Source organism: Telluria sp. B2 (assembly GCF_051789535.1).
Taxonomy (GTDB): domain Bacteria; phylum Pseudomonadota; class Gammaproteobacteria; order Burkholderiales; family Burkholderiaceae_D; genus Telluria.
The window spans coordinates 1,962,334-1,988,361 of the sequence record NZ_CP196525.1 but is presented as its reverse complement, the minus strand read 5'-3'; the positions used below and the strand labels follow the sequence as shown (position 1 = coordinate 1,988,361).

Below are 26,028 nucleotides of genomic sequence, written 5' to 3'. Positions count from 1 at the left end.
TTACGCCCTGGCCGTGGGCAGCGCGCCCGCGCGCGCCACCGGCGCTTCGCGGATCGGCAGGTTGACCAGGGCCGCCGCCAGGGCCAGCGCGATGTCGGCGTACCACATCCAGCTGTAGTCGCCGAAGCGCACGAACGCCAGGCCGCCCAGCCAGGCGCCAAAGAAGCCGCCGACCTGGTGCGACAGCAGGGTCAGGCCGAACAGGGTCGCCAGGTAGCGCGTGCCGAACAGCTTGCCGACCAGGCCGGCGGTCGGCGGCACCGTGGCCAGCCAGGTGAAGCCGAGCGCCGCGGCGAGGATGTAGAAGGTCAGCGCGGTCTTCGGCGCCAGCAGGTAGAGCACGATGATCAGGGCGCGGCTGGCGTACATCAGGGCCAGCAGGTTCTTCATGCGGTAGCGCGTCGACAAGGCCCCCGCGCACAGGCTGCCGGCGATGTTGAACAGGCCGATCAGGCCGAGCGCCGTGCCGGCCACGCCGACCGGCAGGCCGCACAGCGCCACTTCGCCCGGCAGGTGGGTGACCAGGAAGGCGATGTGGAAGCCGCAGGTGAAGAAGCCCGCGTGCAGGCACAGGTAGCTGCGGTCGCGCATGGCCTGGCGCAGCTGCCCGGTCAGCGTCGTGCCGATTACCGGCGCAGCACCTGCGGCCGCAACCGAATTCGCGGCCACATCAGGGACCGGGCTCTTGCCGCGCATGAACCAGGCCAGCGGAATGGTCAGCAAGGTGGTGGCAGCCATGGTCAGCATGGCGATGATCCAGCCGGGGCCGGCGATCAGGACCTGCATCAGCGGCGAGAACACGAACTGGCCGAAGGAGCCGCCGGCATTGATGAAGCCCGACGCGAAGGGACGGCGCGCGGCGGGCAGGCGCCCTGCTGTGGCGCCGATCAGGATCGAGAAGCTGCCGGCGCCGGCGCCGGCGGCCGAGAGCACGCCCAGGGTGACCAGCAGGCCCCACTCCGAACTGACGAAGGGCGTAGCGGCCAGGCCGCCGGCCAGCAGCACGGCGCCGAGGATGATGACGCGCGCCGAACCGTACTTGTCGGCGACCGCCCCGAACACCGGCTGCGAGGCGCCCCACATGAACTGGCCGACCGCCATCGCGAAGCTGATCGTCGCCACGCCCAGGCCGGTCGAGGTGTTCAGGGGAGAGAGAAACAGCCCTGTGGTCAGGCGCGCGCCCATCGTGATCATCAGGATGGCGCTGGCCGCCAGGATCAGCAGCCAGGCGGCGCGGGGCGACATCTCGTTGTTGGTATTCATGGTTTTCCCCGTTCGGACGCGTGGGCGTGGATCAGGGATGGGATTTTAGCAACGATGCCGGGCGTTTGCTGGCGGGGTCTGTTTTACCAGCCCGGCTGGTGGAGCGGAAGCGTCGCGTATCACCGCGTGGACACAGGTGTCCACCCTACGCCTCCGCCACCGCCATCGATAAAAAACGATGCACGGGTTTTCGTAGGGTGGACTCCCGAGTCCACGCGGTGCAACGCGAGCAAGTCGAAACGCCCGCGACTAAGCCCCTTAGTCCGCCGACATCTTCATCAACACCAGCCCGCTCACGATCAACACCGCCGCGAGAATACGCATCGGGCTCAACTGCTCGCCCAGGAACGCCACGCCGACGACAAAGGCGCCGACGGCCCCGATGCCGGTCCAGATGGTATAGGCCGTCCCCAGCGGAATGGTCCGCATCGCGGCGGACAGCAGCAGGAAACTCGCCACCATCGTGACGAGCGTGATGATCGAGGGAACGAGACGCGTGAAGCCCTCCGACTGCTTCATCGCGTACGCCCAGACGACCTCGAAGATACCCGCAACAAACAACATGATCCAAGCCATACGGCTCTCCTTGTAAAGAGCCGGGCCGTCCCGGATATGTTTCCCAGAATGGGGGAGGTCGTCCTCCTGAATTTGTCGGCGGGCGGCGCGGCCGCCCTGCCTTGGGCTGCTTACGCCGCGGCGCGGATCAGCATTGCCACCGCTTCGGCTGCCATGCCTTCCTCGCGGCCGAGGTAGCCCAGCTTCTCGTTGGTCTTGGCCTTGATGTTGACCTGCTGGGGCGAGACCCCCAGGTCTTCGGCAATGCGCGAGACCATCTGCGGGATGTGCGGGGCCATCTTCGGCTGCTGGGCGATGATGGTGGCGTCGACGTTGCCGATGGTGTAGCCGGTGGCGAGGACACGCGTCGCTGCCTCCCGCAATAAAGTGCGGGAGTCCGCGCCGGCGAACATCGGGTCGGTGTCGGGGAAATGCTTGCCGATGTCGCCCAGGGCGGCGGCGCCGAACAGCGCGTCGATGATCGCGTGCAGCAGCACGTCGGCGTCGGAGTGCCCGAACAGGCCGAGCTTGTGCGGAATGGTCACGCCGCCGACGATGAGCTTGCGGCCCTCGACCAGCCGGTGACAGTCATAGCCGGTACCGATACGGAACGGCGGCGTCGGGTTGTAGGATGCAAGTGCCATGATTCGATTACAGTAATTCGGGTTGGGCCGTTGCCAGGTACATCTCGGCGATGCGGATATCGCCGGGCAGCGTGACTTTCAGGTTGCGCGGATGGCCTTCGACCAGCTTCGGCGACAGGCCCAGCGCCTCGACGGCGGAGGCGTCGTCGGTGATCTGGTTCGGGTCGCGCGCAGGGTCGCTCACATGAGCCAGCGCATCGCGCAGCAGCTTGTAGCGGAACATCTGCGGCGTCTGCGCCAGCCACATGCCTTCGCGCGAGACGGTGCCGACTTCGCCGGCGATGCAGCGCTTGACGGTGTCGACCACCGGCAGCGCGAGCACGCCGCCCACCGGGTGTTCGCCGGTATTCGTGATCAGTTTTTCGATCAGGCCGTCGTCCAGGCCCGGACGCGCCGCATCGTGCACCAGCACCCAGTCGTTTTCGCGCAGGGTGCCGTTCAGGGCGGCGAGGCCGTTCTTCACCGATTCCATCCGTGTTGCACCGCCGCATCTGAGCACGGTGACGCCGTGGCTGGGCACGACGCTGTCGATGATCGGGTCGTCAGGGCTGACGACGACGTAGGTATGCGCGATCAGTTCGCTGAACAGGAAGGCGTCGATGGCATGGCGCAGCATCGGCTTGCCGCCGATTTTCAGGTACTGCTTCGGTCCGTTCGCGGCCATGCGCGCCCCGACGCCGGCAGCGGGGATCAATGCGAAATAACGTGGAGCTTGAGAATTCATGTCGTTTTTTTACGTTTTGCCGGTCTAATAAGAGACTGTACCTCACCTGCACAAACTTTGCCGAGACGCGCGTATTCCTGCGGAGTATCAATTGCTGCCTGCAGTTTCTCGACTTTCGCCATCTCCTTCTTGATGAACGGCATCCAGCCGGTATCGATTTCGCGCTGCAACAAATTCCGCGCCTGGCCGCTCGGCGCATACAGCGGTTTACCCTCGAAACGCCGGGCCAGCGCCGCGCTCACGACCTTCTCGGCCTGGGGCAGGAACTCACGGTAGACATCGAGGTGGCGCATCTCGTGGCCGAGGATTTCGCGGTAGGCGCAGGTCCCTGGCGCGAACTCGCGCCCGACATATACAACGATCGGGAGGTAGTAGAGGTTTACTTCGAGGCGGGGCGCCACGCACTCGTAGCCGCTGTCAGGGTCCTGCAGCATGCGACCGTGCACGGCGATCGCGACCCGGCTTTCCGCGCGCGTAAGCCCGAGCACGTAGCTGCCGGGCGCGCGGCTGCCTTTCATGCGCGTCAGGCCGTGGAAGGAATAGGTATTGTCGACGCGGTAGCCGTTCTGGCGCGAGGACAGCACCGAGATGCTTTCGCCGATGGTGTCTTCGCACCGGGCCTGGAAGGGAGTGCGTTCGAGCGTTCTCTCTGGAGCACGTTCGGCGGCAAGGCCAGGCGCGCAGCACACCATCATGGCCAGCGCGAACGGCAGCTTCATCTTAGGCCGGCGTCCAGTTCCCGCTGGTGATCTTCTCGAGCCAGAAGGCGCCGATGATGGTCTTCACGTCGGTGACCTGGCCGGTCTTCACCATCTCGAGCAGTTCGGGCACGGTGACGGTGAAGGTTTCCAGGAACTCGCCCTCGTCGAGCTTGGGCGTGCCCGCGGTGAGGCCGCGCGCCAGGAACAGCTCCAGGTGCTCGTCCGAATAGGCGATGGCATTGTGGATGGTGCAGACGAAACGCCAGTCGCTCGCGGTGTAGCCGGTTTCTTCTTCCAGCTCGCGTTTGGCGCAGGCCAGGTGCTCCTCGCCCGGATCGATCTTCCCGGCCGGGAACTCGACGAAGACACGGTCGTTCGGGTAGCGGAACTGGCGTTCGAGCAGCACGCGGCCATCGTCGAACAGGGGCAGGATCACGACCGCGCCCGGGTGGCGGATGTATTCGCGGTGGCTGATTTTGCCGTCAGGCAGTTGAATGCGATCGCGCGAGACTTTCAGGAACTTGCCGTCGTACGCAATCTCGCCGTCAAGGCGAACTTCCTTCAGATGAGAATCCATTTAGCTCCCAGGTTGGTGACCGCGTTGATGAAACGCCGACCCGGACCGGAGCGGCGAATCAGTGGTGACGTTTTCGCAGGTAACGCAGGACGAATCCCGGAAACGCCAGCACGACGAACAGGCAGCCGGTAATGGCATAGAACTCCCAACCCTGGGCAAACACGTTGCCGATCGAGGATTCCAGCAGCCGGGCCAGTGCGCCGACGATGAAGTATAAGACAAGCAGCTCGAGCAGGCGCGCGAAGAAGGATTTCGTGCGTGCCGGACCGGCTGGAGAAGAAGAGGAGGAGGAAGACGCAGCAGAAGCGTTCACTCCCCTGCCCTTCGGCAGGGGAATGAAGCCGAACAGCCGCTCATTGGCGAACGGCAGGTTGGCGGCCGCGATCGCGACCGCGAGCACCAACCAGCCGGCCAGCGAGACGTCCAAGGCTTAGGCCGCCAGGGTTGCGCGGATCGCCTGCAGGCAGGTGCCCAGCAGTGCGCCCGGGACCACGCCCAGCACGACGATGGCAATGCCGTTGAGCGACAGCGCGAAGCGCATGTCGGCCGGGACGGCGATCGGGCTGGTGTCGGCAGCCTCGTCGAACCACATCACCTTCACGACGCGCAGGTAGTAGAAGGCGCCGATCAGCGAGAACATCACCGCGATCACGGCCAGCCACACCATGCCGGTGTTGGCGACGGCCTGCAGCACTGCCCACTTGGCCATGAAGCCCATCATCGGCGGCACGCCGGCCAGCGAGAACATCAGGACGGTCATGACGACGGCGAACCACGGGCTGCGGCGGCCCAGGCCCTTGAAGTCGGCGATCTGCTCGGCCTCGAAGCCCGAACGCGCCAGCATCATGACCAGGCCGAAGCTGCCCAGGGTGGTCAGGACGTAGGTGATCGACGAGTACATCGCGGCGCTGTAGGCGGTCGGCATGTTGCCGGTGTTGTCGCCGACGACGCCGGCAACCATGGCCAGCAGCACGTAGCCCATCTGGGCGATCGACGAGTAGGCCAGCATGCGCTTGATGTTGGACTGGGCGATCGCGGTCAGGTTACCGATGGCCAGCGACAGCACGGCCAGCACCAGCAGCATCTGCTGCCAGTCGTAGGCCATGCCCGGCAGCGCTTCGACCAGGATACGCATCAGCATCGCGAATGCGGCCAGCTTCGGCGCGCCGCCCAGCAGCAGGGTCACCGCGGTCGGTGCGCCCTGGTAGACGTCCGGCGCCCACATGTGGAAAGGCACCGCGCCCAGCTTGAAGGCCATGCCCGCGACCAGGAACACCAGGCCGAACACCAGGATGGTGGTGTTGGCGCCGGCGGCGACGCTGCGTGCGGCGATCTCGTTCACGTCCAGGCTGCCGGTGGCGCCGTAGATCATCGAGATACCGTAGAGCATGAAGCCCGAAGCCAGTGCGCCGAGGACGAAGTACTTCATCGCCGCTTCGGTCGCCACCGCGTGGTCGCGGCGCAGCGCCACCAGGGCGTACAGCGACAGCGACATCAGTTCCACGCCCAGGTAGATCGACAGCATGCTGTTGCCCGAGATCATGATCATCTGGCCCAGCATCGAGAACAGCGCGAGCACGTAGAACTCGCCGCCCAGGTTACCCGAGAGCATGCCGCGCTCGCCCACGTACTGGCGCGAATACACCAGCGTGATGCCGACCGCCAGGTAAGTAAAGAGCTTGAGCAGGTTCGACATCGGGTCCGACACGTACATGTGGTTGAACGTGTAGACGGTCGCGCCGCTGTTGAAGTCGGCCCAGCTGAACACCGCGCAGCCGACCAGGGTCAGCAGCGACAGGTAGTAGGTCACGTTACGGCGCGACCCCTTCAGGTACATGTCGATCAGCAGGATCGCGGAAGCCGCGATCAAGAGGAAGATTTCGGCGTAGACCGGCACCAGGTTGGTGTCGACCGCCGGTAGCAAAGTGTTAGTCATCTCGTTCATATCGATTTATTGAGGCAGCTGCGGGAGCTTGCTCACGGACACGTGTTGCAGCAGGTCGGACACCGAGGTCTGCAGGGTGTCGGCGATCGGCGCCGGGTACAGGCCCATGTACAGCGTGGCGATGGCCAGGACCGCCAGGATGGCGAACTCGCGCTTGTTCAGGTCAGTCAGTTCGGCGACGTGTTTGTTGCCGATCGGGCCGAAGACCACGCGCTTGACCATCCACAGCGAGTAGGCGGCGCCCAGGATCAGGGCGGTGCCTGCCAGCAGGCCGGTCCAGAAGTTGAACTGCACCGCGGCCAGGATCACCATGAATTCGCCGATGAAGCCCGAGGTGGCCGGGAGACCTGCATTGGCCATCGAGAACAGCACGGCAAAGGCGGCGAACTTCGGCATCGTGTTGACGACGCCGCCGTAGTCGGCGATTTCACGCGAGTGGACGCGGTCGTACAGCACGCCGATGCAGAGGAACATCGCGCCCGACACGAAGCCGTGCGAGATCGACTGCATGATGCCGCCCTGCACGCCCATGTCGTTGAAGATGAAGAAGCCCAGGGTGACGAAGCCCATGTGCGCGATCGACGAGTAGGCGACCAGTTTCTTCATGTCCTTCTGGACCATGGCCACCAGGCCGATGTAGATCACGGCGATCAGCGACAGCACGATGACGACCGGGGCCAGGTAGTGCGAGGCGTCAGGCGCGATCGGCAGCGAAAAGCGGAGAAAACCATATGCGCCCAGCTTCAGCATGATCGCGGCCAGCACGACCGAGCCGCCGGTCGGCGCTTCGACGTGGGCGTCCGGCAGCCAGGTGTGCACCGGCCACATCGGGACCTTCACGGCGAAGGCCATGAAGAAGGCGATGAAGATCAGGATCTGCTCCTTCATCGACAGCGGCTGTGCGTGCCATTCGACGATGTTGAAGGTGCCCGACACGTTGTACAGGTAGATGATCGCGATCAGGGTCAGCAGCGAGCCGAAGAACGTGTACAGGAAGAACTTGAATGCTGCGTACACGCGGTTCGGGCCGCCGAAGACGCCGATGATGATGAACATCGGGATCAGGGTCGCTTCGAAGAAGAAGTAGAACAGCACGCCGTCCAGGGCTGCGAAGACGCCGATCATCAGGCCCGACAGCAGCAGGAAGGAACCCATGTACTGGGCCACGCGTTCCTGAATCACTTCCCAGGCAGCCACCACCACGATCACCGTGATGAAGGCGGTCAGCGGCACGAACCACAGCGACAGGCCGTCCACGCCGAGGCGGTAGAAGATGTTGAAGCGCTCGATCCACGGCGCGGTTTCGGCGAACTGCATGCCGTGCGCGGCGTTATCGAAGTTCGTGATCAAGGGGATCGTCGGCAGCAGGCTGACGACGGCGCCGACCAGCGACAGGAGGCGGACGAAGCCCGCATTCTTGTCGCGGCCCACGGCGAGCACGAGCACGCCGAACAGGATCGGGAGCCAGATAGCCAGGCTCAGGTAAGGAGGAAATGTAGAGATCGTAGACTGCATCATTTGTCTTTTTCTTTGCCTGTGATTAGCGCCAGAACGGGAAGAAGTACAGCAGGGTCGCGAGGACGCCCACGATCATCACGAACGCGTAGTGGTAGATATAACCCGTCTGGAAGGTACGGGTCAGCAGCGCGAACCAGCCAACTACCTTCGCCGAACCGTTGACGACCAGGCCGTCGATCAGCGCGCGGTCGCCCACTTTCCACAGGCCGCCGCCGATGGCGCGCGCGCCGCCTGCGAACACGACCTCGTTGAACTTGTCCATGTAGTACTTGTTGTCCAGCAGCGTGTGCAGCGGCTTGAACTTGCTGTAGAACCAGGCCGGGACACGCGGATTGACCATGTAGCAGTAGTAGGCGCAGACGACGCCAGCCAGTGCCAGCCAGAACGGTGCGGTGGTCAGGCCGTGGATCGCCATGCCGAGGGCGCCGTGGAACTCTTCGCGCAGGGTTTCCATCGCGGTATGGTTCTCGCCGACGAAGATCACGCCCTTGAAGAAGTCGCCGTGCAGCATCGGACCGATCGCCAGGTAGCCGATGATGACCGACGGGATCGCCAGCAGGATCAGCGGCAGGGTCACGACCCATGGCGACTCGTGCGGCTTCTGGCCCGGGGCCAGGCCGTGGTGGCCGTGCGCGTCTTCCTCTTCGTGGTGCGCGTCGGAATCGTGCTCGGCGTGCGCGTCGTGACCGTGGGCCGCGGCGGCCTGCTTGTGTGCGTCGTGCGCATGGGCATGGTTGTCGTGGGCGTGGGCCTTGCCGAAGCGCTCTTCACCATGGAACACCAGGAAGTACATGCGGAAGGAGTAGAAAGCCGTGATGAACACGCCTGCCAGCACCGCGAAGTTGGCGAAGCCGGCGCCCGGGATGTTGGTCGCGTGCACCGCCTCGATGATCGAGTCCTTCGAGTAGAAGCCCGAGAAGAACGGGGTGCCGATCAGGGCCAGCGAGCCCAGCAGCGAAGTGATCCAGGTGATCGGCATGTACTTGCGCAGACCGCCCATGTTGCGCATGTCCTGGTCGTGGTGCATGCCGATGATGACCGAACCGGCGCCGAGGAACAGCAGCGCCTTGAAGAAGGCGTGGGTCATCAGGTGGAACACGGCCACCGAGTAGGCCGAGGCGCCCAGCGCGACGGTCATGTAGCCCAGCTGCGACAGGGTCGAGTAGGCGACGACGCGCTTGATGTCGTTCTGGATGATGCCCAGGAAGCCCATGAACAGCGCGGTGATCGAGCCGATGACGATGATGAAGGACAGTGCGCCATCCGACAGCTCGAACAGCGGCGACATGCGCGAGACCATGAAGATGCCGGCGGTAACCATGGTTGCCGCGTGGATCAGGGCCGAGATCGGGGTCGGGCCTTCCATCGAGTCCGGCAGCCAGACGTGCAGCGGGAACTGCGCCGACTTGCCCATCGCGCCGATGAACAGGCAGATGCAGGCTGCGGTCAGCAGCGGCCAGCCGATGCCGGGAACCGTCATGCCGGCCAGCTTGTCGGCCTGGGCGAAGACGTCGGTGTACTGCATCGAGCCCGACGCGGCCAGCAGCAGGCCGATGCCGAGGATGAAGCCGAAGTCGCCGACGCGGTTGACCAGGAAGGCCTTCATGTTGGCGAAGATCGCGGTCGGGCGGGTGTACCAGAAGCCGATCAGGAGGTACGACACCAGGCCCACTGCTTCCCAGCCGAAGAACAGCTGCAGGAAGTTGTTGGACATGACCAGCATCAGCATCGAGAACGTGAACAGCGAGATGTACGAGAAGAAGCGGTTGTAGCCTTCGTCCTCGGCCATGTAGCCGATCGTGTAGATGTGGACCATCAGCGAGACCGAGGTCACCACGCACATCATCATTGCCGACAGCGCGTCGATCTGGAAGCCGACGGCCAGCTTCACCGAGCCGACCGTCATCCAGGTGTAGATATCCTGGTTGAAGCTGGCGCCGTCGAGCACCGCCATCAGGGTCTGCACCGAGATGATCAGTGCGATCAGGACGCCCAGGATGGTCGCCGTGTGGGAGACCTTGCGGCCCACCACGTTACCAAGGAACTTGGTGCCGAGCAGGCCGGCAATCGCCGAGCCTGCGAGCGGCGCCAAGGGCACCGCCAGTAACATTGAGGAAGAGAGTTGCCCCGCCATGTTGAACCTTATCCGTTATTGTTTATTCTTACCGAGACCGGTCAGCCCTTCAGGCTGTCGAGGTCTTCCACATTGATCGTGTCCAGGTTACGGAACAGGACCACCAGGATCGCCAGGCCGATCGCCGATTCGGCGGCCGCGACGGTCAGGATGAAGAACACGAAGATCTGGCCCGCCGCATCACCGAGGTAATGCGAGAAGGCGATGAAGTTCAGGTTCACTGCCAGCAGCATCAGTTCGATGGCCATCAGCAGGATGATGATGTTCTTCCGGTTCAGGAAAATACCGATGATCGAGATCGCGAAGAGGATCGCGCCCAGGACCAGGTAGTGTGCGAGCGATAAAGTCATGGGTTCTCCTTCGTGTCCTGCATGCCGGACGTGCTGTTGGCATCGATGCCGGCGGCGCTCACCGGCGCCATCTTGACGATGCGCAGGCGTTCGTTACGCTTGACGCGTACGGCGGCGCCCGGATCGATTGCCTTGGTGTCCTTGCGCTTGCGCAGGGTCAGCGCCACGGCGGCGATGATCGCCACCAGCAGGATGACGGCGGCGATCTCGAAGCCGTAGATGTAGCGGGTGTAGATCAGGCGGCCCAGTTCGCGGGTGCCGCCGATGTTCAGGGCCGCCGCTTCCGGCGTCTGGGCGAAGCCGCTGTAGCCGTTCCACAGCACGGCGGCCATTTCCAGCACGATGACGGCGCCGATGATCAGGGCCATCGGCAGGTAGCCGACGAAGCCTTCGCGCATGCGGTCGATATTAATGTCGAGCATCATGACGACGAAGAGGAACAGCACCATGACGGCGCCGACATACACCAGCACCAGCACGATGGCGAGGAATTCGGCCTTCAGCAACAGCCAGATGCCGGCCGCGTTGAAGAAGGCCAGCACCAGGAAGAGCGCCGAGTGGACCGGGTTCTTCGAGGTGATGACGAGCAGCGAGGACACGACCATGACGGCCGCGAACACGTAGAACAGGATCGTTGGAAAAATCGTAGTAAGTTCCATGACTGACGGGGACCTTTTTCTTGTTAACGGTACTTCGCGTCAGCCGCGCGGGCGGCAGCGATATCGGCTTCGTACCGGTCGCCCACGGCCAGCAGCATCTCTTTGGTGTAGTAGAGATCGCCGCGCTTTTCGCCGTGGTATTCCAGTACGTGGGTCTCGACGATCGAGTCGACCGGGCAGGACTCTTCGCAGAAGCCGCAGAAGATGCACTTGGTCAGGTCGATGTCGTAGCGCGTGGTGCGACGGGTGCCGTCCTCGCGCTGCGCCGATTCGATCGTGATGGCCATGGCCGGGCAAACCGCCTCGCACAGTTTGCAGGCGATGCAGCGCTCTTCCCCGTTCGGGTAGCGGCGCAGCGCGTGCAGGCCGCGGAAGCGGTTCGACATCGGCGTCTTCTCTTCCGGGTACTGCACCGTGATCTTGCGCGACAGGGCGTAGCGGCCCGTCAGGGCCAGACCCTTGAACAGTTCGGTCAGCATCAGGCTGCCGAAGATTTCTTTGATTCGGTTCATTTGAATGCGCTTCCTTACTTCCAAATATTCCAGGACGTCTGCATCACACCCGCGACCAGCACCAGCCAGATCAGGGTGATCGGGATGAAGACCTTCCAGCCCAGGCGCATGATCTGGTCATAGCGGTAACGCGGGAAGGTGCCGCGGACCCAGATCATCATCGAGACCAGCAGGAACATCTTCACGAACAGCCAGAAGAAGCCGCCGAAGGCGCCGCCGAATTCCAGGAAGGCGAACGGTGCCGACCAGCCGCCCAGGAACATGACCGAGGCCAGGGTGGCGATCAGGATCATGTTGGCGTATTCGGCCAGCATGAACATCGCGTACGACATGCCCGAGTACTCGACCATGTGACCGGCCACGATTTCCGACTCGCCTTCCACCACGTCGAACGGGTGGCGGTTGCACTCGGCCAGGCCCGACACGAAGTAGATGACGAACAGCGGCAGCAGCGGCAGCCAGTTCCACGACAGGAAGTTCAGGCCCATGTCGGCGAAGGTGCCCGCCTGCTGGCTGAAGACGATGTCGGAGAAGTTCAGGCTGCCGGTGACCATCAGCACCACGACCAGCACGAAGCCCATCGGGATTTCATAGGAAATCATCTGGGCCGAGGCGCGCATCGCGCCCATGAAGGCGTACTTCGAGTTCGACGCCCAGCCGGCGATGATGATGCCGTAGACTTCGATCGAGGTGATCGCCATCAGCAGCAGCACGCCTGCGTTGACGTTGGCCAGGGCCGCGTCCGGGCCGAAAGGCACGACCGCCCAGGCGGCCAGCGCCGGCATGATGGTCATGATCGGGCCCAGCACGAACAGCTTGGTCGTGGCGCGGGTCGGGATCACGATTTCCTTGAGCAGCAGCTTGACCGCGTCGGCGATCGGCTGCAGCAGGCCGCCGGGGCCGACACGGTTCGGGCCGACGCGGATCTGGATCCAGCCGATCAGCTTGCGCTCCCACAGGGTCGCGTAGGCGACCAGGCCCATCAGCGGCAGCAGCACGCAGAGGATCTTGATCAAGGTCCAGAACAGCGGCCAGGCCTGACCCAGCAGCGCATCGCCGCCGTTGTAGAAACTATCGATAAAACCGGGCGTTGCCATTACTTGCCCTCCCCTGCTTTTTCAATGTTGATGGCGCCAAACATCGCGCCGAGAGTGGCGGTTGCCGGATGGGCCGCGGCCACGCGCACGACGTTCGCCGGCAGGCGCGCGTCGATGTCGGCGACCAGCACGGCCGAGCCAATGCCCTGGGTGACCTTGACCGCATCGCCGGCCTTCACGCCCAGGCGCTCGGCGACTGCCAGCGGCAGGCGCACCAGCGGCGCGTTGGCGTCGGCCGTGCGCAGCAGCGGCTCCGAACGGCGCGCGATCGCGTCGGCGAAGTAGATCGGCACGTCGGCGATACGCTGCAGCGAACCCGCCTCTTCCGAGCGCTTGGCGGCGCTTGGGGCCAGCCTGGCGACGTTGTTCAGCTTGGCCGAGTGATCAAGCACGCCCTTGCCCAGCGCTTCGTCGCGGATCGATTCCGAGTTCTCGTAGTCGAAGCCCGACAGGCCCAGCAGGTTGCCCAGCACGCGCAGCACTTTCCAGGCCGGACGGGTTTCGCCCAGCGGACGCACGGTGCCGTTGAAGCTCTGTGCGCGGCCTTCGCAGTTCACGAAGGTGCCGGCGGTCTCGCTGAACGGCGAGATCGGCAGCAGCACGTCGGCGTAGTCCATGCCGTGCTTGAAAGGCGACATGGCGACGACCATCTCGGCGCCGTCGAGGGCGGCGCGCGCCTGCTGCGGGTTGGCCGCGTCCAGCTCCGGCTCGGCGTTAAGCAGAACATAAGCTTTCTTCGGTACGCTGAACAGGTCGGCAGCCTTGTTCGAGGTCGCGTTCACCAGGTAGCCGCCGACGGTGTTGGCCGCTTCGACGAAGTAGCCGAACCTGGCGCCGGTGGCGTTGGCGATCCATTGCGCGGCGGCGTGGATCTTCGATGCGTCCGGATGGTGGGTGACTGAGTTACCCAGCAGCACAGCGCCCGGCAGCTCGGCGCCGATCGCGACCAGCGAAGCGGCGATGGCTTTCGCCGCGTCGCCAGCCTGCACGTTCTCGAAGCCGGCCGGGGCCGCGGTTTCCTTGGCGGCGGCGACAGCCGAGACGATTTCCGACAGGGCGGCGAGCCAGTCGGTCGGCGCGGCGATCATCTTGGCGGCGGTCGGGATCAGGTTGTCTTCGTCGGTGCCGTGCAGGATGGACAGCTTGGCGCCGCCCTTGACTGCCTGGCGCAGGCGGGTGGCCACCAGCGGGTGGTCCTTGCGCAGGAAGGAACCGATGACGAAGGCGCGCTTCAGGTTCGACAGTTCGGCGATCGGCATGCCCAGCCACGGGGTGACCGCGCCATCGAGGGCGAAGTCGGTCTGGCGCAGGCGGAAGTCGACGTTCTCGACGCCGAAGCCGCGCATGGCCTTTTGCAGCAGGTACAGTTCTTCGACCGTCGAATGGGCGGTCGCGACGGCGGCGATGCTGTCCGCGCCGTGTTCGTGACGGATGTTACGCAGGCCGTGGGCCACGTATTCCAGTGCGGTCTGCCAGTCGGTCTCGATCCAGTTGCCGCCCTGCTTGATCATCGGGTTGATCAGGCGGTCGGCATTGTCCAGCGCCTCGTACGAGAAGCGGTCCTTGTCGGACAGCCAGCATTCGTTGATGGCTTCGTTTTCCAGCGGCAGCACGCGCATGACCTTGCCCCCCTTGACCTGGACGATCAGGTTGGTGCCCAGCGAATCATGAGGGGAAACCGAGCGGCGACGTTGGAGCTCCCACGGACGTGCCGAGAAGCGGAAAGGCTTCGAGGTCAGCGCGCCGACCGGGCACAGGTCGATCATGTTGCCCGACACTTCGGAGTCGACGGTCTTGCCGACGAAGGTGGTGATTTCCGAGTGCTCGCCGCGGCCCAGCATGCCGAATTCCATGACGCCGGCCACTTCCTGGCCGAAACGCACGCAACGGGTGCACTGGATGCAGCGCGCCATCTCTTCCATCGAGATCAGCGGACCGGCTTCCTTCGGCGCGACGACGCGCTTTTCTTCCTGGTAACGCGAGTTGCCCTTGCCGTAGCCGACGGCCAGGTCCTGCAGCTGGCATTCGCCGCCCTGGTCGCAGATCGGGCAATCCAGCGGGTGGTTAATCAGCAGGAACTCCATGACCGACTTCTGCGCGTGCACGGCCTTGTCGCTGTGGGTGCGCACGATCATGCCCGGCGACACCGGGGTGGCGCAGGCCGGCAGCGGTTTCGGGGCCTTCTCGACCTCGACCAGGCACATGCGGCAGTTCGCTGCGATCGACAGTTTCTTGTGATAGCAGAAGTGCGGGATGTAAGTCCCGAGTTTGTTTGCGGCGTCCATCACCATGGAACCTGGTGCGACTTCGACTTTCTTGCCGTCTAATTCAATTTCAACCATTTGTCGTTACCTGACCTGGCTTAAAGGTAAGTGGGCACGAGGCAGTGCTTGTGCTCGATGTGATATTCGAATTCCTCGCGGAAGTTCTTGATCATGGCGCGAACCGGCATCGCGGCGGCATCGCCCAGCGCGCAGATGGTGCGGCCCTGGATGTTGTCGGCGACCGAGTTCAGCAGGTCCATGTCTTCCGGACGGCCCTGGCCGTGTTCGATACGGTGCACCATGCGGTACATCCAGCCGGTGCCTTCGCGGCAGGGCGTGCACTGGCCGCAGGACTCTTCGTAGTAGAAGTAGGACAGGCGCAGCAGCGACTTGACCATGCAGCGGGTCTCGTCCATGACGATGACGGCGCCCGAACCGAGCATCGAACCGGCTTTCGCGATCGAGTCGTAGTCCAGGTCGGTGTCCATCATGACGTCGCCGCGGATCACCGGCGCCGACGAACCGCCCGGGATCACGGCCTTGATCTTCTTGCCGCCGCGCATGCCGCCGGCCAGCTCCATCAGCTTGGCGAACGGGGTGCCCAGCGGGACCTCGTAGTTGCCCGGACGCTCGACGTCGCCCGAGATCGAGAAGATCTTGGTGCCGCCGTTGTTCGGCTTGCCCATGCCCATGTAGTTCTCCGGACCGACGTTCAGGATGAACGGGACGGCCGCGAAGGTCTCGGTGTTGTTGATCGTGGTCGGCTTGCCGTACAGGCCGAACGAGGCCGGGAAAGGCGGCTTGAAGCGCGGCTGGCCCTTCTTGCCTTCCAGCGACTCGAGCAGCGCGGTTTCTTCGCCGCAGATGTAGGCGCCGTAGCCGTGGTGGGCGTGCAGCTGGAACGAGAAGTTCGAGCCCATGATGTTATCGCCCAGGAAGCCGGCGGCGCGCGCCTCTTCCAGCGCCTCTTCGAAGCGCAGGTATTCCTGGAAGATCTCGCCGTGGATGTAGTTGTAGCCCACGGTGATGCCCATCGCGTAGGCGCCGATGGCCATGCCTTCGATCAGCGCGTGCGGGTTGTAGCGGATGATGTCGCGGTCCTTGAACGTGCCCGGCTCGCCTTCGTCGGTGTTGCAGACGAGGTATTTCTGGCCCGGGTACTGGCGCGGCATGAAGCTCCACTTCAGGCCGGTCGGGAAACCGGCGCCGCCGCGGCCGCGCAGGCCCGAGGCCTTCAGGTCGGCGATGATCTGCTCGGGAGCGATGCCGCCCTCGAGGATACGGCGCAGGGCCGAGTAGCCGCCGCGCTTGACGTAGTCTTCGAGGTGCCAGTTCTCGCCGTTCAGATCCTTCAGGATCAGCGGATTGATGTGACGGTCGTGCAGGCTGGTCATTTCTTCAGTTCCTCAACGAGGGCGTCGATCTTGTCGTTGCTCATGAACGAGCACATGCGGTGGTTATTCACCAGCATGACCGGTGCGTCGCCGCACGCGCCCATGCACTCGCCTTCCATGACGGTGAACATGCCGTCTTCGGTGGTGCCGCGGAATTCGACGCCGAGCTTGTCTTTCAGGTGCTGGGCGGCGCGTTCGCCGCCGGACAGCGCGCACGGCAGGTTGGTGCACACGGTGATCTTGTGCTTGCCTACCGGGCGGATGTTGTACATGTTGTAGAAGGTCGCCACTTCCTGCACGGCGATGGCCGGCATGCCGATGTAGTCGGCGATTTCCTGCATGGTTTCGGGCGACAGCCAGCCCAGTTCGACCTGGGCGTGAGCCAGCGCGGCCATCACGGCGCTCTGACGCTGGTCGGCCGGATACTTGGCCAGCTCACGGTCGATTTTTTTATAGCACTGCTCGGATAACAACATAATCTCTTCTGCCTTTCGGACTTATCGGTCAATGGAGCCGAAAACGATGTCTTGGGTACCGATGATCGTGACGGCGTCGGCGATCATGTGGCCGCGGGCCATCTCGTCCAGGCTCTGCAGGTGGGCATAGTCGGGCGTGCGGATCTTCAGGCGGTAAGGCTTGTTGGCGCCGTCGGACACGATGTAGATGCCGAACTCGCCCTTCGGGTGCTCGACCGCCGCGTAGGCTTCGCCTTCCGGCACGTGGAAGCCTTCGGTGAACAGCTTGAAGTGGTGGATCAGCGATTCCATGTTCGACTTCATGTCTTCGCGCTTGGGCGGGACGATCTTGTAGTTGTCGATCATGACCGGACCCGGGTTCACGCGCAGCCAGGCGATGCACTGCTTGATGATGCGGTTCGACTGGCGCATTTCTTCCACGCGCACCAGGTAGCGGTCGTAGGAGTCGCCGTTGGTGCCGACCGGGATGTCGAATTCGAGCTTGTCGTAGACGGCGTAAGGCTGGGTCTTGCGCAGGTCCCAGGCCACGCCCGAGCCGCGCAGCATGGCGCCGGTGAAGCCCATGGCCTTCGCGTCTTCCGGCGACACCACGCCGATGCCCACGGTACGCTGCTTCCAGATGCGGTTATCGGTCAGCAGGGTCTCGTATTCGTCGACATAGCCGTCGAAGCGCTTGGTGAAGGCCTCGATGAAGTCGAGCACCGAACCCTGGCGGTCTTCGTTCAGCTGGGCGATCGCCTTCTTCGAGCGGATGATCGATTCCTTGTGCTGCGGCATGAAGTCCGGCAGGTCGCGGTAGACGCCACCCGGGCGGTAATAGGCCGCGTGCATGCGCGCGCCCGACACCGCCTCGTAGACGTCGAACAGGTCTTCGCGGTCACGGAACGCGTACAGGAAGGGGCCCATGGCGCCGATGTCGAGCGCGTGCGCGCCCAGCCACATCAGGTGGTTCAGCAGGCGGGTGATCTCGTCGAACATGACGCGGATGTACTGGGCGCGGATCGGCGCCTGGATGCCGAGCAGCTTCTCGACGGCCAGCACGTAGCCGTGCTCGTTGCACATCATCGACACGTAGTCGAGACGGTCCATGTACGGCACCGACTGCAGGTAGGTGCGGGTTTCCGCCAGCTTCTCGGTGCCGCGGTGCAGCAGGCCGATGTGCGGGTCGGCGCGCTGGATCACTTCGCCGTCCAGCTCCAGCACCAGGCGCAGCACGCCGTGCGCTGCCGGGTGCTGCGGACCAAAGTTCAGGGTGTAATTCTTAAGCTCAGCCATTATTTCATCCCGTAGGTTTCTTCGCGGATCACGCGCGGGATGTTTTCACGCGGCTCGATCGTCACGGGTTGGTAGATCACACGCTTCTGTTCGGGGTCGTAGCGCATTTCGACGTAGCCCGAGATCGGGAAGTCCTTGCGGAACGGGTGGCCGATGAAGCCATAGTCGGTCAGGATGCGGCGCAGGTCGCCGTGACCGTCGAACAGGATGCCGAACAGGTCGAACGCTTCGCGCTCGTACCAGTTGGCGGCACGCCAGATGCCGGTGACCGATTCGACCAGCGGCATGTCGTCGTCGGGGCAGAACACGCGCACGCGGACGCGCCAGTTGTGCTCGAGCGACAGCAGGTGGGTCACGACCGCGTAGCGCAGGCCGCCCCAGGTGCCTTCCCCATATTGGGAATAGTCGACGCCGCACAAGTCGATGAGTTCTTCGAATCGGAGCGACGGGTCGTCGCGCAGGGTCTGCATCGCGCGCAGGTAGTCGGCGGCCTTGACCACCACGGTCACTTCGCCGAGCGCCGTCGAAATGGCGGCGCCCTCGCCCAGGGCTTTTTCCAGGGCGAGTTGGAGGACTTCGAGTTTTGTCGTCATGCTGAATCCGGCAGGTGCTAAGGTTTAACTATCGCGCGATCGTGTTGGTGCGCTTGATCTTGTTCTGCAGCTGCATGATCCCGTACAGCAGGGCTTCAGCCGTCGGCGGGCAGCCCGGGACATAGACGTCGACCGGCACGATGCGGTCGCAGCCGCGCACCACCGAGTAGGAGTAGTGGTAGTAACCGCCGCCGTTGGCGCAGGAACCCATCGAGATCACCCAGCGCGGTTCGGCCATCTGGTCGTACACCTTGCGCAGCGCGGGCGCCATCTTGTTGCACAGCGTGCCGGCCACGATCATCACGTCGGACTGACGCGGCGACGGGCGGAACACAATGCCAAAGCGGTCGAGGTCATAGCGGGCTGCGCCCACATGCATCATCTCGACCGCGCAGCAGGCCAGGCCAAACGTCATCGGGAACATCGATCCCGTGCGCGCCCAGTTGATCAGCTTATCGGCTGTGGTGGTAATGAAACCTTCGTTTAATACGCCTTCAATAGCCATGGCTTATTCCCAATCAAGGGCACCTTTCTTCCAGATGTACCAGAAACCGACGACGAATTCGGCGATGAACACCATCATCGTGACGAAACCGGTCCAGCCCAGTTCGCGCATCGAGACGCCCCATGGGAAGAAGAATGCCGTTTCCAGATCAAACAAAATAAACAGGATCGCCACCAGGTAGTAGCGAACGTCGAACTTCATGCGGGCGTCTTCGAAGGCTTCGAAGCCGCATTCGTAAGGGGAGAGTTTGGCGGCATCGGGACGCTGCGGTCCGAGCAGGTAGCCGAGCACCTGGGGTGCGACGCCGACACCGACGCCGATCAGGATGAAGAGAAGAACGGGGAAGTAATTTTCGAGGTTCACGATGAAGCCTATTTGAACGATCGGTTAATGAAACCACTGCATTGCCTGCAGCGCCGTATCGCGCAATCCTGGCCTCGTGCCTGCTACCAGGACCGTACGACTGATCCTCGTAAAAAAGCCAGCTCAGGCTGGAGAGCGGTTGCTCATCGCCCTTGCTGGCTTTTCTTTTATCTTGGTGCCGACGGCGAGACTCGAACTCGCACAGCTTGCGCCACTACCCCCTCAAGATAGCGTGTCTACCAATTTCACCACGTCGGCTGGAGACCAGAATTATACCCTGCCTTAACACTATTTTTCAATGCACAAATTGAGGTGGCGCAAGGAAAAACCAGTGTTTTTTCGAACTTTCTGGCCGGAGGCGGAACAAGCCGCACTCTTGTCAGTTCGAAAACCCGGCTGGCTACCATTGCTGGCGGTGCCGGGAGGACTTCTCAGCCCGCGAAGGCTGTCTTGTGGGCAGGCCCCGCTGCCGGGCGCTGCCCTGCGCCCAGGCAAGGAGCCGGGCGCAATGGCGTGCGCTCCATCGAGCGCACACGAGAGCTTACTACGATTACTTCTGGCCTGCCGGCGCTGGCGCAGCCGGAGCGGCCGGGACGTCGGCGGCCGGCGCGGTTGCCGGCGCGGCGGCAGGTGCCGCAGGCACGCCGGCGGTCGGCGCCGCCGGCACGTCGTTCACCGGCGCGGCCGGGGCGGTGGTGTTCGGCACGGCCGAGCCGGCATTGTTGGCCGGGTTGTTCATGCGCTCCATCACGCCGCCGCTGGTGGTGACGGTGCGGGTATTGCCCATGTAGGCCAGCGCCAGGGTCGAGGCGAAGAACACCGCTGCGGCCACTGCCGTCGACTTCGACAGGAAGTTCGACGAACCGCTGGCGCCGAACAGGCTGCCCGAGGCGCCCGAGCCGAAAGCGGCGCCCATGTCGGCGCCCTTACCGTGCTGCAGCAGCACCAGACCGATGATGGCCAGGGCCGAGATCACCTGCACGACAATAACAAGATTGAACAACACGTTCATTACAGTTCCATTCCAAGTTTAACTACGTTGCAAATTCTTTGGTGCACCACTCAGGCGGCGGCGTTGATGATCGCCAGGAAGTCGGCCGCCTTCAGCGCCGCGCCGCCGATCAGGCCGCCATCGATGTCGGCCTGGGCCATCAGTTCGGCCGCGTTGTCCGGCTTCATGCTGCCGCCGTACAGGATGGCCACGCACTCGGCCGCCTCGACACTGCATTCGCGCAACTGCGCGCGCAACTGAGCGTGCACTTCCTGGGCCATGGCCGGGGTGGCGGTCTTGCCGGTGCCGATCGCCCATACCGGCTCGTAGGCGACCACGATACGCGCTACGGCGTCAGCGTCAAGCAGTGCGAGGACGGCAGACAATTGTTGACCGACAATAACATTTGTTTGACCCGCTTCGCGCTGCGCCAGGGTTTCGCCCACACAAACGATCGGCGTGATGCCGGCATTCAGCGCGGCCAGGGCCTTCTGCGCGACGACCTGGTCGGTCTCGCCATGGTAGGCGCGGCGCTCCGAGTGGCCGACGATCGCGTAGCGGCAGCCGAAATCGACCAGCATCGACGCTGCGACTTCGCCGGTGTAGGCGCCACTGACATGCTGCGACACGTCCTGCGCGCCCCAGGCGAGCGGGCTGCCGGTCAGCGTGTCGACGCATTGCTGCAGATAGGGAGCCGGCACGCACACGGCGCACGTGGCTTTAGCGTTGCCCAGTCCGGCGACAATTCCAGCGAGCAGCGACGCGTTGGCCGCGCGGCTGCCGTTCATCTTCCAGTTACCTACGACGAGTTTGGGACGCATAAAACCCCACAGTCAAATAACCCGCTATTCTAGCCCCCGTTGTAAAGGCGGTCAAACAATGGCTGAGCGGGTGTGTTAAAAGGACGTTAATGAAACGGCTACGGTTCAGTGACTTTGGTTTTGTGCACATCGCGCCGTTCGGTGTGCGTGGTTCGGCGGATCAAGCCACCTGCAACACGATCTTCCCCACGTGCGTGCTCGACTCCATCAGCGCATGCGCCTCGGCCGCCCGCTCGAGCGGGAAGGTCTTGTAGATCACCGGCTTGATCTTCCCCTGCGCAAACTGGGGCCAGACACGTTCGCGCAGCTTGCGCGCGATCGCCGCCTTGAAGGCCACCGGGCGCGGACGCAGGGTCGAACCGCTGATGCTCAGGCGCCGCCGCAGCACCTGGCCCAGGTCGATATTCGCCTTCGCCCCGCCGAGCAGCGCGATCAGGGTGATGCGGCCGTCGTCGGCCAGGCAGTCGATCTCGCGCGCCACGTAGTCGCCGGCAACCATGTCGAGCACGACATCGACGCCTTTCCCGCCCGTCAGGGATTTGACGACCTCGACGAAGTCCTCGCTGCGGTAATTGATCCCGCGCTCGGCGCCGAGTTCCTCGCAGGCGCGGCATTTCTCGTCGCTGCCTGCGGTAGCGAAAACCCGGTGCCCCAGGGCGGTGGCGAGCTGGATCGCGGTGACGCCGATGCCCGAGGTGCCGCCCTGCACCAGCAGGGTCTCGCCTTCCGCCAGCGCCGCGCGGTCGAACACATTGGTCCAGACGGTGAAGAAGGTTTCCGGCAGCGAGGCCGCCTCGACCGCGCTCAGGCCCTCGGGCAGCGGCAGGCACTGGGCCAGCGGCGCCGCGCAGTACTCGGCATAGCCGCCGCCCTGCACCAGCGCGCAGACCATGTCGCCTTTGTTGAAGCCGCTGTCGGCCAGGTCGCCGTCGACGATCTCGCCCGCCACTTCCAGCCCCGGCAGGTCGGATGCGCCCGGCGGGACCGGGTAGTAGCCCATGCGCTGCAGCACGTCGGGCCGGTTGATGCCGGCCGCGTGCACCTTGATGAGAACCTCGCCCGCTTTCAGTTCAGGCAGCGGCCGTTCGCACGGCTGCAGCACCTCCGGCTTGCCCGGCTGCGTAATTTCGATTGCGCGCATTTCCGCCTCCCGTTGAGAAAAGGACAATTGTACGGCAAGCCTGCACTCCACGTTTGTTGCTGGACGGCGAATGTATTTCCATTTTCTGTGCTCAAACGCAAACAAATTCTTTGATGCATCGCCTTTTTGGGGAACTTTAGAGCTAGCACAACGAACTCGTCCGTAGCCACCTTGTCGCCGCTATGCCCGCCGCATAGATTGGAAGACGCGAGCTCAGCCATACGAGCCGTTTCCACCAATTACCAAAGGAACGATCATGAACTTGATTCCGTCCTCCCTCTCCGACCTGGTCCGACGGGCCACGGCCCCATTCGCCCGCGCAGCCGGCGTCGACCGTCCGCGCCGCGGCATGCTGCTGGCGGTTTCCGCGCTTGCCGTCGCCCTCGCCCTGCCCGGCCAGCCCACGCAGGCCCAGAACTGGAGCAGCGAGCGCTGGACCGGCACCTGGGGCACGGCCCCCGCCGGCCCGCCCGCCACCGGCACGGCCCAGGTCTTCACCGACCAGACCCTGCGCCTGATCGTCCACACCAGCATCGGCGGCAACCGCGTGCGCATCCGCGTCTCGAACGAGTTCGGCAGCGCGCCCCTGAGGATAGGCGCAGCCCGCATCGGCGTGCGCGCCAGCGGTTCGGACGTGGCGCCCGGCACCGACCGCGTGCTCACCTTCAGCGGCCGTACCTCGATCGTGATCCCGCCCGGGGCCCCGGCCCTGTCCGACCCGGTCGAACTGAACGTGCCGGCCCTGGGCGACCTCGCGGTCAGCCTCTACCTGCCGGGCACGGTGGAGGCGACCACGATCCACGGCAGCGCCTTCCAGACCAACTATGTCTCGCTGCCGGGCGACTTCACGGCCGCCGCCACCTTGCCGGTGCAGCGCACGATCACGTCCTGGCCCTTCCTCACCGAGGTCGACGTGGAAAGCGTGGGCCCGACCATCGTCACCCTGGGCGACTCGATCACCGACGGCGCGCGCAGCACGGTCGACACGAACAACCGCTGGCCCGACTGGCTGGCGCGCCGCCTGCAGACCGTGCGCGACCCGGTCCTGGGCCTGAACGGCCGCCTGGGCGTGGTCAACCGCGGCATCAGCGGCAACCGTCTGCTCTCCGATTCGCCCAACCCGCTGGCCGGGCGCAGCATCCAGGAGCGCTTCGACCGCGACGTCGTCGCCACCGCCGGCGTGCGCTACATGACGCTGATGATCGGCATCAACGACATCGGCAACAGCTCGCCGGCCAATCCGGTGTCCGCCGAAGACCTGATCGCCGGCTACCGCCAGGTGATCGCCCGCGCGCACGCGAAAGGCATCGCCGTGTTCGGCGCCACGCTCACGCCTTTCGAGGGCGCGGGCTACTACTCGCCCGAGAAGGAAGTCGTGCGCCAGGCCGTGAACAGCTGGATCCGTTCCAGCGACGAGTTCGACGGCGTGATCGACTTCGACCTCGCCACCCGCGACCCGCTGCATCCGACCCGCTTCCTGCCGGCCTACGACAGCGGCGACCACCTGCATCCGAGCGACCTGGGTTACCAGGCGATGGGCAATGCGGTGCCGCTCACCTTGTTCCGTTCGCTCGGTGCGGCTGCGGCGAAAGTGCAAAACGCGAAGTGAGACTAGTTGTTCGAGTCTTGCTGCTGCACCGCCGGCACGGCTGACGGTGCAGCAGCGGCAGGCCTGCCGACTTCATCACGCCTGAAGGCCATAGGAAGCGGATTTAGTGACCGGCGGCCACTGACGCCGCCGGTATGCGACTGTCTATCGAGCGGCAACGCCCAATGCAGCTCCGAGCTCTGCCCCGAATTGGCACTGCACATAGAACGAGAAGAGAACTGCCTGAGGAGTCTTGTTCCAATCGGAGTACTGGTGCCCTCCCGGCACAAACGTGCCGAGTCCGAAGTGCCTACCGGGCAGCTCGTTAAAGAAGTACTGAACGATGACATACCCCCGCTTCTTGAGCGCAGGAAGATCAACGACCCGCAGAGACGTCAATGCACATTGATCGGCATGCCCCTCCAAGTCCAGTGACTGGTCTCGCGCCTTCAAGGAGCGTTTTGGATAGTACCCGTACCTCTCGGCAATCTGCACGATGCCATCAATCACGGCATTCGATGAATCGCCAATCATCTCTCGCAGCGCTGATGAGTGGCGCTCCAACTCCTCCTGCTTCTGCGCTCGAAACCCACCCAGTAAATCGAGCCAGGATTCGCTCTTCACAAAGAGATTGAAGTTTGGGTCCAGCGATAGACAATCGCTCCCCGCACGCGCCGCAAGCATATCGAGATAGGCGGATCGCTCCCCCGACTTCAACAGGCGGCGCACCGATGGCTGCCAAGGATATGGCAAGGCCGCGTATTCGAACAGGACTTCATCGAGGTAGCGCTGGTAGTCATGCTCATCCTCACTCCTCTGTCTCATGGCTTCGACAGCGGCAAGGTATAGACGTGGCAACTCGAAGCCGCTCGCATAGAACGATTCGCGAACGTGCGGCAGGCGCTTCAGCAACTGGTCAATAAATCGGCTCATGATGTCGTCTTTCGCATGCCCGATCGATCCCCGAGCAGAGGATCCTGCCTCCTGGAGGGGTCACGAACTGGCCCCCATATCGGCCATAGATGCGAATCGGTTGCTTTGGTGTATGGTCAAGTTCCTGGCCCCGCCAGTTCGTGGTAGATATCGTCGAGATAGACGGCCAGTTCGTGCTCCGCGAGCTCGGCCGGGATCACGAGTTCGTCTTCAGGCACGCGCGTGCCGGACGAGAGCCGGTACGCCATCCAGCGCCCCTGCTCGCGCCGTACTTCCAGGTGAAAACGCCCATAGATGTTGAATCGCATGTTTGCAGGCCTCCTGAAAAGGGATGAAAGGGATGAGCCGGCGGCGTATGCCGCAGCGCGGACCGCGCCGCCGATCTCAACTCCCTCCGGTCTTCGACTGCGTCGGCAACCCCGTCCCCACCTTCCAGGTGCGCGACAAGGCCTGCGCCTCCTCGATCTGCTCCTGCGTCATGGTCTTGGCGATGGCCGCGCGCTGGTTGATGGCGTTCTGGTGGCCGCTGGCGGCCGCCAGGTTGTACAGCATGTAGGCGATCACCGGGTCGGCCGGCACGCCGGCCACGTGGTAGCGGTACATCAGCCCGAGCGCGTGCTGGGCCTCGGCGTGCCCCTGCTCGGCGGCCTTGCGAAACCAGGTGACGGCATGCTTCTGGTCCTGGGGCACGGCGTTGCCGGTGTAGTACATGGCGCCGACCACGTACTGGGCGTCGGCCTTGCCCTGCTGGGCCGCCTTCAGGTGCCAGCTAAAGGCCTGCCTGTAGTCGCGCGCGACGCCGCGGCCCATGTAATACATCAGGCCCAGCAGGTGCTGGGCATCGGGATTGCCGGCGCGCGCCAGCGGCGCGATCTCCTTCATCGCCAGCGCGTAGTTGCGCGCGTTGTAGGCGCTCGCGCCCTCGGGAAAACCCGCGTGCGCCGGGCCGAGCAGGCCGAGCGCAAGCAGGATCGCTACGGTATGTTTTTTCATTGTCTCGTGCGT

General features: G+C 64.0%; 28 protein-coding genes and 1 tRNA gene. 1 reads left to right on the top strand and 28 read right to left on the bottom strand.

Annotated elements, in window-relative coordinates:
* From ACSUZJ_RS08940 to ACSUZJ_RS08820, 25 genes are all read right to left on the bottom strand, one after another.
* The gene (locus ACSUZJ_RS08940) at positions 1-1,263 is read right to left on the bottom strand and encodes an MFS transporter (protein WP_499415288.1); all 1,263 of its coding nucleotides are present in this window, start codon (positions 1,261-1,263) and stop codon (positions 1-3) included.
* A 258-nt stretch (positions 1,264-1,521) separates the two neighbouring features.
* Positions 1,522-1,839 carry a DMT family transporter gene (locus tag ACSUZJ_RS08935; protein WP_499415286.1) on the bottom strand — a complete coding sequence of 106 codons (318 nt, stop codon included), beginning with the start codon at positions 1,837-1,839 and terminating at the stop codon, positions 1,522-1,524.
* A 110-nt stretch (positions 1,840-1,949) separates the two neighbouring features.
* A complete protein-coding gene (gene ispF, locus ACSUZJ_RS08930; RefSeq protein WP_499415284.1) occupies positions 1,950-2,462 on the bottom strand; it encodes a 2-C-methyl-D-erythritol 2,4-cyclodiphosphate synthase in 513 nt (170 codons plus the stop codon).
* A gap of 7 nt (positions 2,463-2,469) precedes the next feature.
* Entirely contained in the window at positions 2,470-3,186 is a 717-nt protein-coding gene (gene ispD / locus ACSUZJ_RS08925) for a 2-C-methyl-D-erythritol 4-phosphate cytidylyltransferase (protein WP_499415282.1), read from the bottom strand.
* Positions 3,183-3,905, bottom strand: a complete 723-nt coding sequence (locus tag ACSUZJ_RS08920; protein WP_499415280.1) for a hypothetical protein — start codon at positions 3,903-3,905, stop codon at positions 3,183-3,185. The genes ispD and ACSUZJ_RS08920 overlap by 4 nt, the downstream gene beginning before the upstream one ends.
* Position 3,906: 1 nt before the next feature.
* Positions 3,907-4,464, bottom strand: coding sequence for an NUDIX domain-containing protein (locus tag ACSUZJ_RS08915; protein ID WP_499415278.1), 558 nt, complete (start codon positions 4,462-4,464; stop codon positions 3,907-3,909).
* Between the two features lie 58 nt (positions 4,465-4,522).
* Entirely contained in the window at positions 4,523-4,891 is a 369-nt protein-coding gene (locus tag ACSUZJ_RS08910; RefSeq protein WP_499415276.1) for a DUF2818 family protein, read from the bottom strand.
* A 3-nt stretch (positions 4,892-4,894) separates the two neighbouring features.
* Entirely contained in the window at positions 4,895-6,400 is a 1,506-nt protein-coding gene (gene nuoN / locus ACSUZJ_RS08905) for an NADH-quinone oxidoreductase subunit NuoN (RefSeq protein WP_499415274.1), read from the bottom strand.
* Positions 6,401-6,415: 15 nt separating this feature from the next.
* A complete protein-coding gene (locus ACSUZJ_RS08900; RefSeq protein ID WP_499415272.1) occupies positions 6,416-7,927 on the bottom strand; it encodes an NADH-quinone oxidoreductase subunit M in 1,512 nt (503 codons plus the stop codon).
* A gap of 22 nt (positions 7,928-7,949) precedes the next feature.
* Positions 7,950-10,061, bottom strand: coding sequence for an NADH-quinone oxidoreductase subunit L (nuoL, locus tag ACSUZJ_RS08895; RefSeq protein ID WP_499415270.1), 2,112 nt, complete (start codon positions 10,059-10,061; stop codon positions 7,950-7,952).
* Positions 10,062-10,102: 41 nt separating this feature from the next.
* Positions 10,103-10,411 carry an NADH-quinone oxidoreductase subunit NuoK gene (gene nuoK, locus ACSUZJ_RS08890; RefSeq protein WP_312549994.1) on the bottom strand — a complete coding sequence of 103 codons (309 nt, stop codon included), beginning with the start codon at positions 10,409-10,411 and terminating at the stop codon, positions 10,103-10,105.
* Positions 10,408-11,070, bottom strand: coding sequence for an NADH-quinone oxidoreductase subunit J (locus tag ACSUZJ_RS08885; protein ID WP_499415268.1), 663 nt, complete (start codon positions 11,068-11,070; stop codon positions 10,408-10,410). The genes nuoK and ACSUZJ_RS08885 overlap by 4 nt, the downstream gene beginning before the upstream one ends.
* A 23-nt stretch (positions 11,071-11,093) precedes the next feature.
* Positions 11,094-11,582 carry an NADH-quinone oxidoreductase subunit NuoI gene (gene nuoI / locus ACSUZJ_RS08880; RefSeq protein WP_499415266.1) on the bottom strand — a complete coding sequence of 163 codons (489 nt, stop codon included), beginning with the start codon at positions 11,580-11,582 and terminating at the stop codon, positions 11,094-11,096.
* Between the two features lie 14 nt (positions 11,583-11,596).
* Positions 11,597-12,679: an NADH-quinone oxidoreductase subunit NuoH gene (nuoH, locus tag ACSUZJ_RS08875; RefSeq protein WP_499415264.1), complete on the bottom strand. Its 1,083-nt coding sequence runs from the start codon at positions 12,677-12,679 to the stop codon at positions 11,597-11,599.
* Complete coding sequence (gene nuoG / locus ACSUZJ_RS08870) at positions 12,679-15,021, bottom strand: NADH-quinone oxidoreductase subunit NuoG (RefSeq protein WP_499415262.1); 2,343 nt, start codon at positions 15,019-15,021, stop codon at positions 12,679-12,681. Before nuoG ends, nuoH begins: the two co-directional genes overlap by 1 nt.
* Before the next feature lie 20 nt (positions 15,022-15,041).
* Positions 15,042-16,337 carry an NADH-quinone oxidoreductase subunit NuoF gene (gene nuoF / locus ACSUZJ_RS08865; RefSeq protein WP_499415260.1) on the bottom strand — a complete coding sequence of 432 codons (1,296 nt, stop codon included), beginning with the start codon at positions 16,335-16,337 and terminating at the stop codon, positions 15,042-15,044.
* A complete protein-coding gene (nuoE, locus tag ACSUZJ_RS08860; RefSeq protein WP_499415258.1) occupies positions 16,334-16,813 on the bottom strand; it encodes an NADH-quinone oxidoreductase subunit NuoE in 480 nt (159 codons plus the stop codon). The genes nuoF and nuoE overlap by 4 nt, the downstream gene beginning before the upstream one ends.
* 21 nt (positions 16,814-16,834) lie before the next feature.
* Complete coding sequence (locus ACSUZJ_RS08855) at positions 16,835-18,088, bottom strand: NADH-quinone oxidoreductase subunit D (protein ID WP_499415256.1); 1,254 nt, start codon at positions 18,086-18,088, stop codon at positions 16,835-16,837.
* On the bottom strand, positions 18,088-18,681 hold the full coding sequence (locus ACSUZJ_RS08850) for an NADH-quinone oxidoreductase subunit C (protein WP_499415254.1): 594 nt from the start codon (positions 18,679-18,681) through the stop codon (positions 18,088-18,090). Before ACSUZJ_RS08850 ends, ACSUZJ_RS08855 begins: the two co-directional genes overlap by 1 nt.
* A gap of 28 nt (positions 18,682-18,709) precedes the next feature.
* Positions 18,710-19,186 carry a NuoB/complex I 20 kDa subunit family protein gene (locus ACSUZJ_RS08845; protein WP_020654624.1) on the bottom strand — a complete coding sequence of 159 codons (477 nt, stop codon included), beginning with the start codon at positions 19,184-19,186 and terminating at the stop codon, positions 18,710-18,712.
* A 3-nt stretch (positions 19,187-19,189) separates the two neighbouring features.
* Positions 19,190-19,549, bottom strand: a complete 360-nt coding sequence (locus ACSUZJ_RS08840) for an NADH-quinone oxidoreductase subunit A (protein WP_136218549.1) — start codon at positions 19,547-19,549, stop codon at positions 19,190-19,192.
* Between the two features lie 173 nt (positions 19,550-19,722).
* Positions 19,723-19,807 (bottom strand) — tRNA-Leu (locus tag ACSUZJ_RS08835).
* 292 nt (positions 19,808-20,099) lie between these two features.
* The gene (gene secG / locus ACSUZJ_RS08830; protein ID WP_499415251.1) at positions 20,100-20,561 is read right to left on the bottom strand and encodes a preprotein translocase subunit SecG; all 462 of its coding nucleotides are present in this window, start codon (positions 20,559-20,561) and stop codon (positions 20,100-20,102) included.
* A 50-nt stretch (positions 20,562-20,611) separates the two neighbouring features.
* On the bottom strand, positions 20,612-21,361 hold the full coding sequence (gene tpiA / locus ACSUZJ_RS08825; RefSeq protein ID WP_499415249.1) for a triose-phosphate isomerase: 750 nt from the start codon (positions 21,359-21,361) through the stop codon (positions 20,612-20,614).
* Between the two features lie 160 nt (positions 21,362-21,521).
* Complete coding sequence (locus ACSUZJ_RS08820; protein WP_499415247.1) at positions 21,522-22,502, bottom strand: NAD(P)H-quinone oxidoreductase; 981 nt, start codon at positions 22,500-22,502, stop codon at positions 21,522-21,524.
* A gap of 256 nt (positions 22,503-22,758) precedes the next feature.
* On the opposite strand from ACSUZJ_RS08820, the gene ACSUZJ_RS08815 reads away from it, so the two are divergent.
* Positions 22,759-24,111 (top strand): SGNH/GDSL hydrolase family protein, encoded by a 1,353-nt coding sequence (locus tag ACSUZJ_RS08815; RefSeq protein ID WP_499415245.1) that lies wholly within the window; start codon positions 22,759-22,761, stop codon positions 24,109-24,111.
* Positions 24,112-24,255: 144 nt separating this feature from the next.
* On the opposite strand, the gene ACSUZJ_RS08810 is transcribed toward ACSUZJ_RS08815, so the two are convergent.
* The 3 genes from ACSUZJ_RS08810 to ACSUZJ_RS08800 form a co-directional block, all read right to left on the bottom strand.
* On the bottom strand, positions 24,256-25,023 hold the full coding sequence (locus ACSUZJ_RS08810) for a hypothetical protein (RefSeq protein ID WP_499415243.1): 768 nt from the start codon (positions 25,021-25,023) through the stop codon (positions 24,256-24,258).
* A 116-nt stretch (positions 25,024-25,139) separates the two neighbouring features.
* The gene (locus tag ACSUZJ_RS08805; protein WP_499415241.1) at positions 25,140-25,331 is read right to left on the bottom strand and encodes a DUF7661 family protein; all 192 of its coding nucleotides are present in this window, start codon (positions 25,329-25,331) and stop codon (positions 25,140-25,142) included.
* A gap of 76 nt (positions 25,332-25,407) precedes the next feature.
* The gene (locus tag ACSUZJ_RS08800; RefSeq protein WP_499415239.1) at positions 25,408-26,016 is read right to left on the bottom strand and encodes a tetratricopeptide repeat protein; all 609 of its coding nucleotides are present in this window, start codon (positions 26,014-26,016) and stop codon (positions 25,408-25,410) included.
* Positions 26,017-26,028 lie beyond the last annotated feature (12 nt).

What these genes read in the sequence shown, in the direction of transcription:
- ACSUZJ_RS08935 (WP_499415286.1), bottom strand. Translation starts at nt 1,839, where the DNA reads ATGGCTTGGATCATGTTGTTTGTTGCGGGTATCTTCGAGGTCGTCTGG.
- ACSUZJ_RS08810 (WP_499415243.1), bottom strand. Translation starts at nt 25,023, where the DNA reads ATGAGCCGATTTATTGACCAGTTGCTGAAGCGCCTGCCGCACGTTCGC.
- ACSUZJ_RS08815 (WP_499415245.1), top strand. Translation starts at nt 22,759, where the DNA reads ATGAACTTGATTCCGTCCTCCCTCTCCGACCTGGTCCGACGGGCCACG.
- ACSUZJ_RS08920 (WP_499415280.1), bottom strand. Translation starts at nt 3,905, where the DNA reads ATGAAGCTGCCGTTCGCGCTGGCCATGATGGTGTGCTGCGCGCCTGGC.
- ACSUZJ_RS08805 (WP_499415241.1), bottom strand. Translation starts at nt 25,331, where the DNA reads ATGCGATTCAACATCTATGGGCGTTTTCACCTGGAAGTACGGCGCGAG.
- nuoI (WP_499415266.1), bottom strand. Translation starts at nt 11,582, where the DNA reads ATGAACCGAATCAAAGAAATCTTCGGCAGCCTGATGCTGACCGAACTG.
- nuoL (WP_499415270.1), bottom strand. Translation starts at nt 10,061, where the DNA reads ATGGCGGGGCAACTCTCTTCCTCAATGTTACTGGCGGTGCCCTTGGCG.
- ACSUZJ_RS08915 (WP_499415278.1), bottom strand. Translation starts at nt 4,464, where the DNA reads ATGGATTCTCATCTGAAGGAAGTTCGCCTTGACGGCGAGATTGCGTAC.
- ACSUZJ_RS08885 (WP_499415268.1), bottom strand. Translation starts at nt 11,070, where the DNA reads ATGGAACTTACTACGATTTTTCCAACGATCCTGTTCTACGTGTTCGCG.
- ACSUZJ_RS08855 (WP_499415256.1), bottom strand. Translation starts at nt 18,088, where the DNA reads ATGGCTGAGCTTAAGAATTACACCCTGAACTTTGGTCCGCAGCACCCG.
- nuoG (WP_499415262.1), bottom strand. Translation starts at nt 15,021, where the DNA reads ATGGTTGAAATTGAATTAGACGGCAAGAAAGTCGAAGTCGCACCAGGT.
- ACSUZJ_RS08800 (WP_499415239.1), bottom strand. Translation starts at nt 26,016, where the DNA reads ATGAAAAAACATACCGTAGCGATCCTGCTTGCGCTCGGCCTGCTCGGC.
- ACSUZJ_RS08820 (WP_499415247.1), bottom strand. Translation starts at nt 22,502, where the DNA reads ATGCGCGCAATCGAAATTACGCAGCCGGGCAAGCCGGAGGTGCTGCAG.
- ACSUZJ_RS08900 (WP_499415272.1), bottom strand. Translation starts at nt 7,927, where the DNA reads ATGATGCAGTCTACGATCTCTACATTTCCTCCTTACCTGAGCCTGGCT.
- nuoH (WP_499415264.1), bottom strand. Translation starts at nt 12,679, where the DNA reads ATGGCAACGCCCGGTTTTATCGATAGTTTCTACAACGGCGGCGATGCG.
- secG (WP_499415251.1), bottom strand. Translation starts at nt 20,561, where the DNA reads ATGAACGTGTTGTTCAATCTTGTTATTGTCGTGCAGGTGATCTCGGCC.
- ispF (WP_499415284.1), bottom strand. Translation starts at nt 2,462, where the DNA reads ATGGCACTTGCATCCTACAACCCGACGCCGCCGTTCCGTATCGGTACC.
- nuoF (WP_499415260.1), bottom strand. Translation starts at nt 16,337, where the DNA reads ATGACCAGCCTGCACGACCGTCACATCAATCCGCTGATCCTGAAGGAT.
- nuoK (WP_312549994.1), bottom strand. Translation starts at nt 10,411, where the DNA reads ATGACTTTATCGCTCGCACACTACCTGGTCCTGGGCGCGATCCTCTTC.
- nuoN (WP_499415274.1), bottom strand. Translation starts at nt 6,400, where the DNA reads ATGACTAACACTTTGCTACCGGCGGTCGACACCAACCTGGTGCCGGTC.
- ispD (WP_499415282.1), bottom strand. Translation starts at nt 3,186, where the DNA reads ATGAATTCTCAAGCTCCACGTTATTTCGCATTGATCCCCGCTGCCGGC.
- nuoE (WP_499415258.1), bottom strand. Translation starts at nt 16,813, where the DNA reads ATGTTGTTATCCGAGCAGTGCTATAAAAAAATCGACCGTGAGCTGGCC.
- tpiA (WP_499415249.1), bottom strand. Translation starts at nt 21,361, where the DNA reads ATGCGTCCCAAACTCGTCGTAGGTAACTGGAAGATGAACGGCAGCCGC.
- ACSUZJ_RS08850 (WP_499415254.1), bottom strand. Translation starts at nt 18,681, where the DNA reads ATGACGACAAAACTCGAAGTCCTCCAACTCGCCCTGGAAAAAGCCCTG.
- ACSUZJ_RS08940 (WP_499415288.1), bottom strand. Translation starts at nt 1,263, where the DNA reads ATGAATACCAACAACGAGATGTCGCCCCGCGCCGCCTGGCTGCTGATC.
- ACSUZJ_RS08845 (WP_020654624.1), bottom strand. Translation starts at nt 19,186, where the DNA reads ATGGCTATTGAAGGCGTATTAAACGAAGGTTTCATTACCACCACAGCC.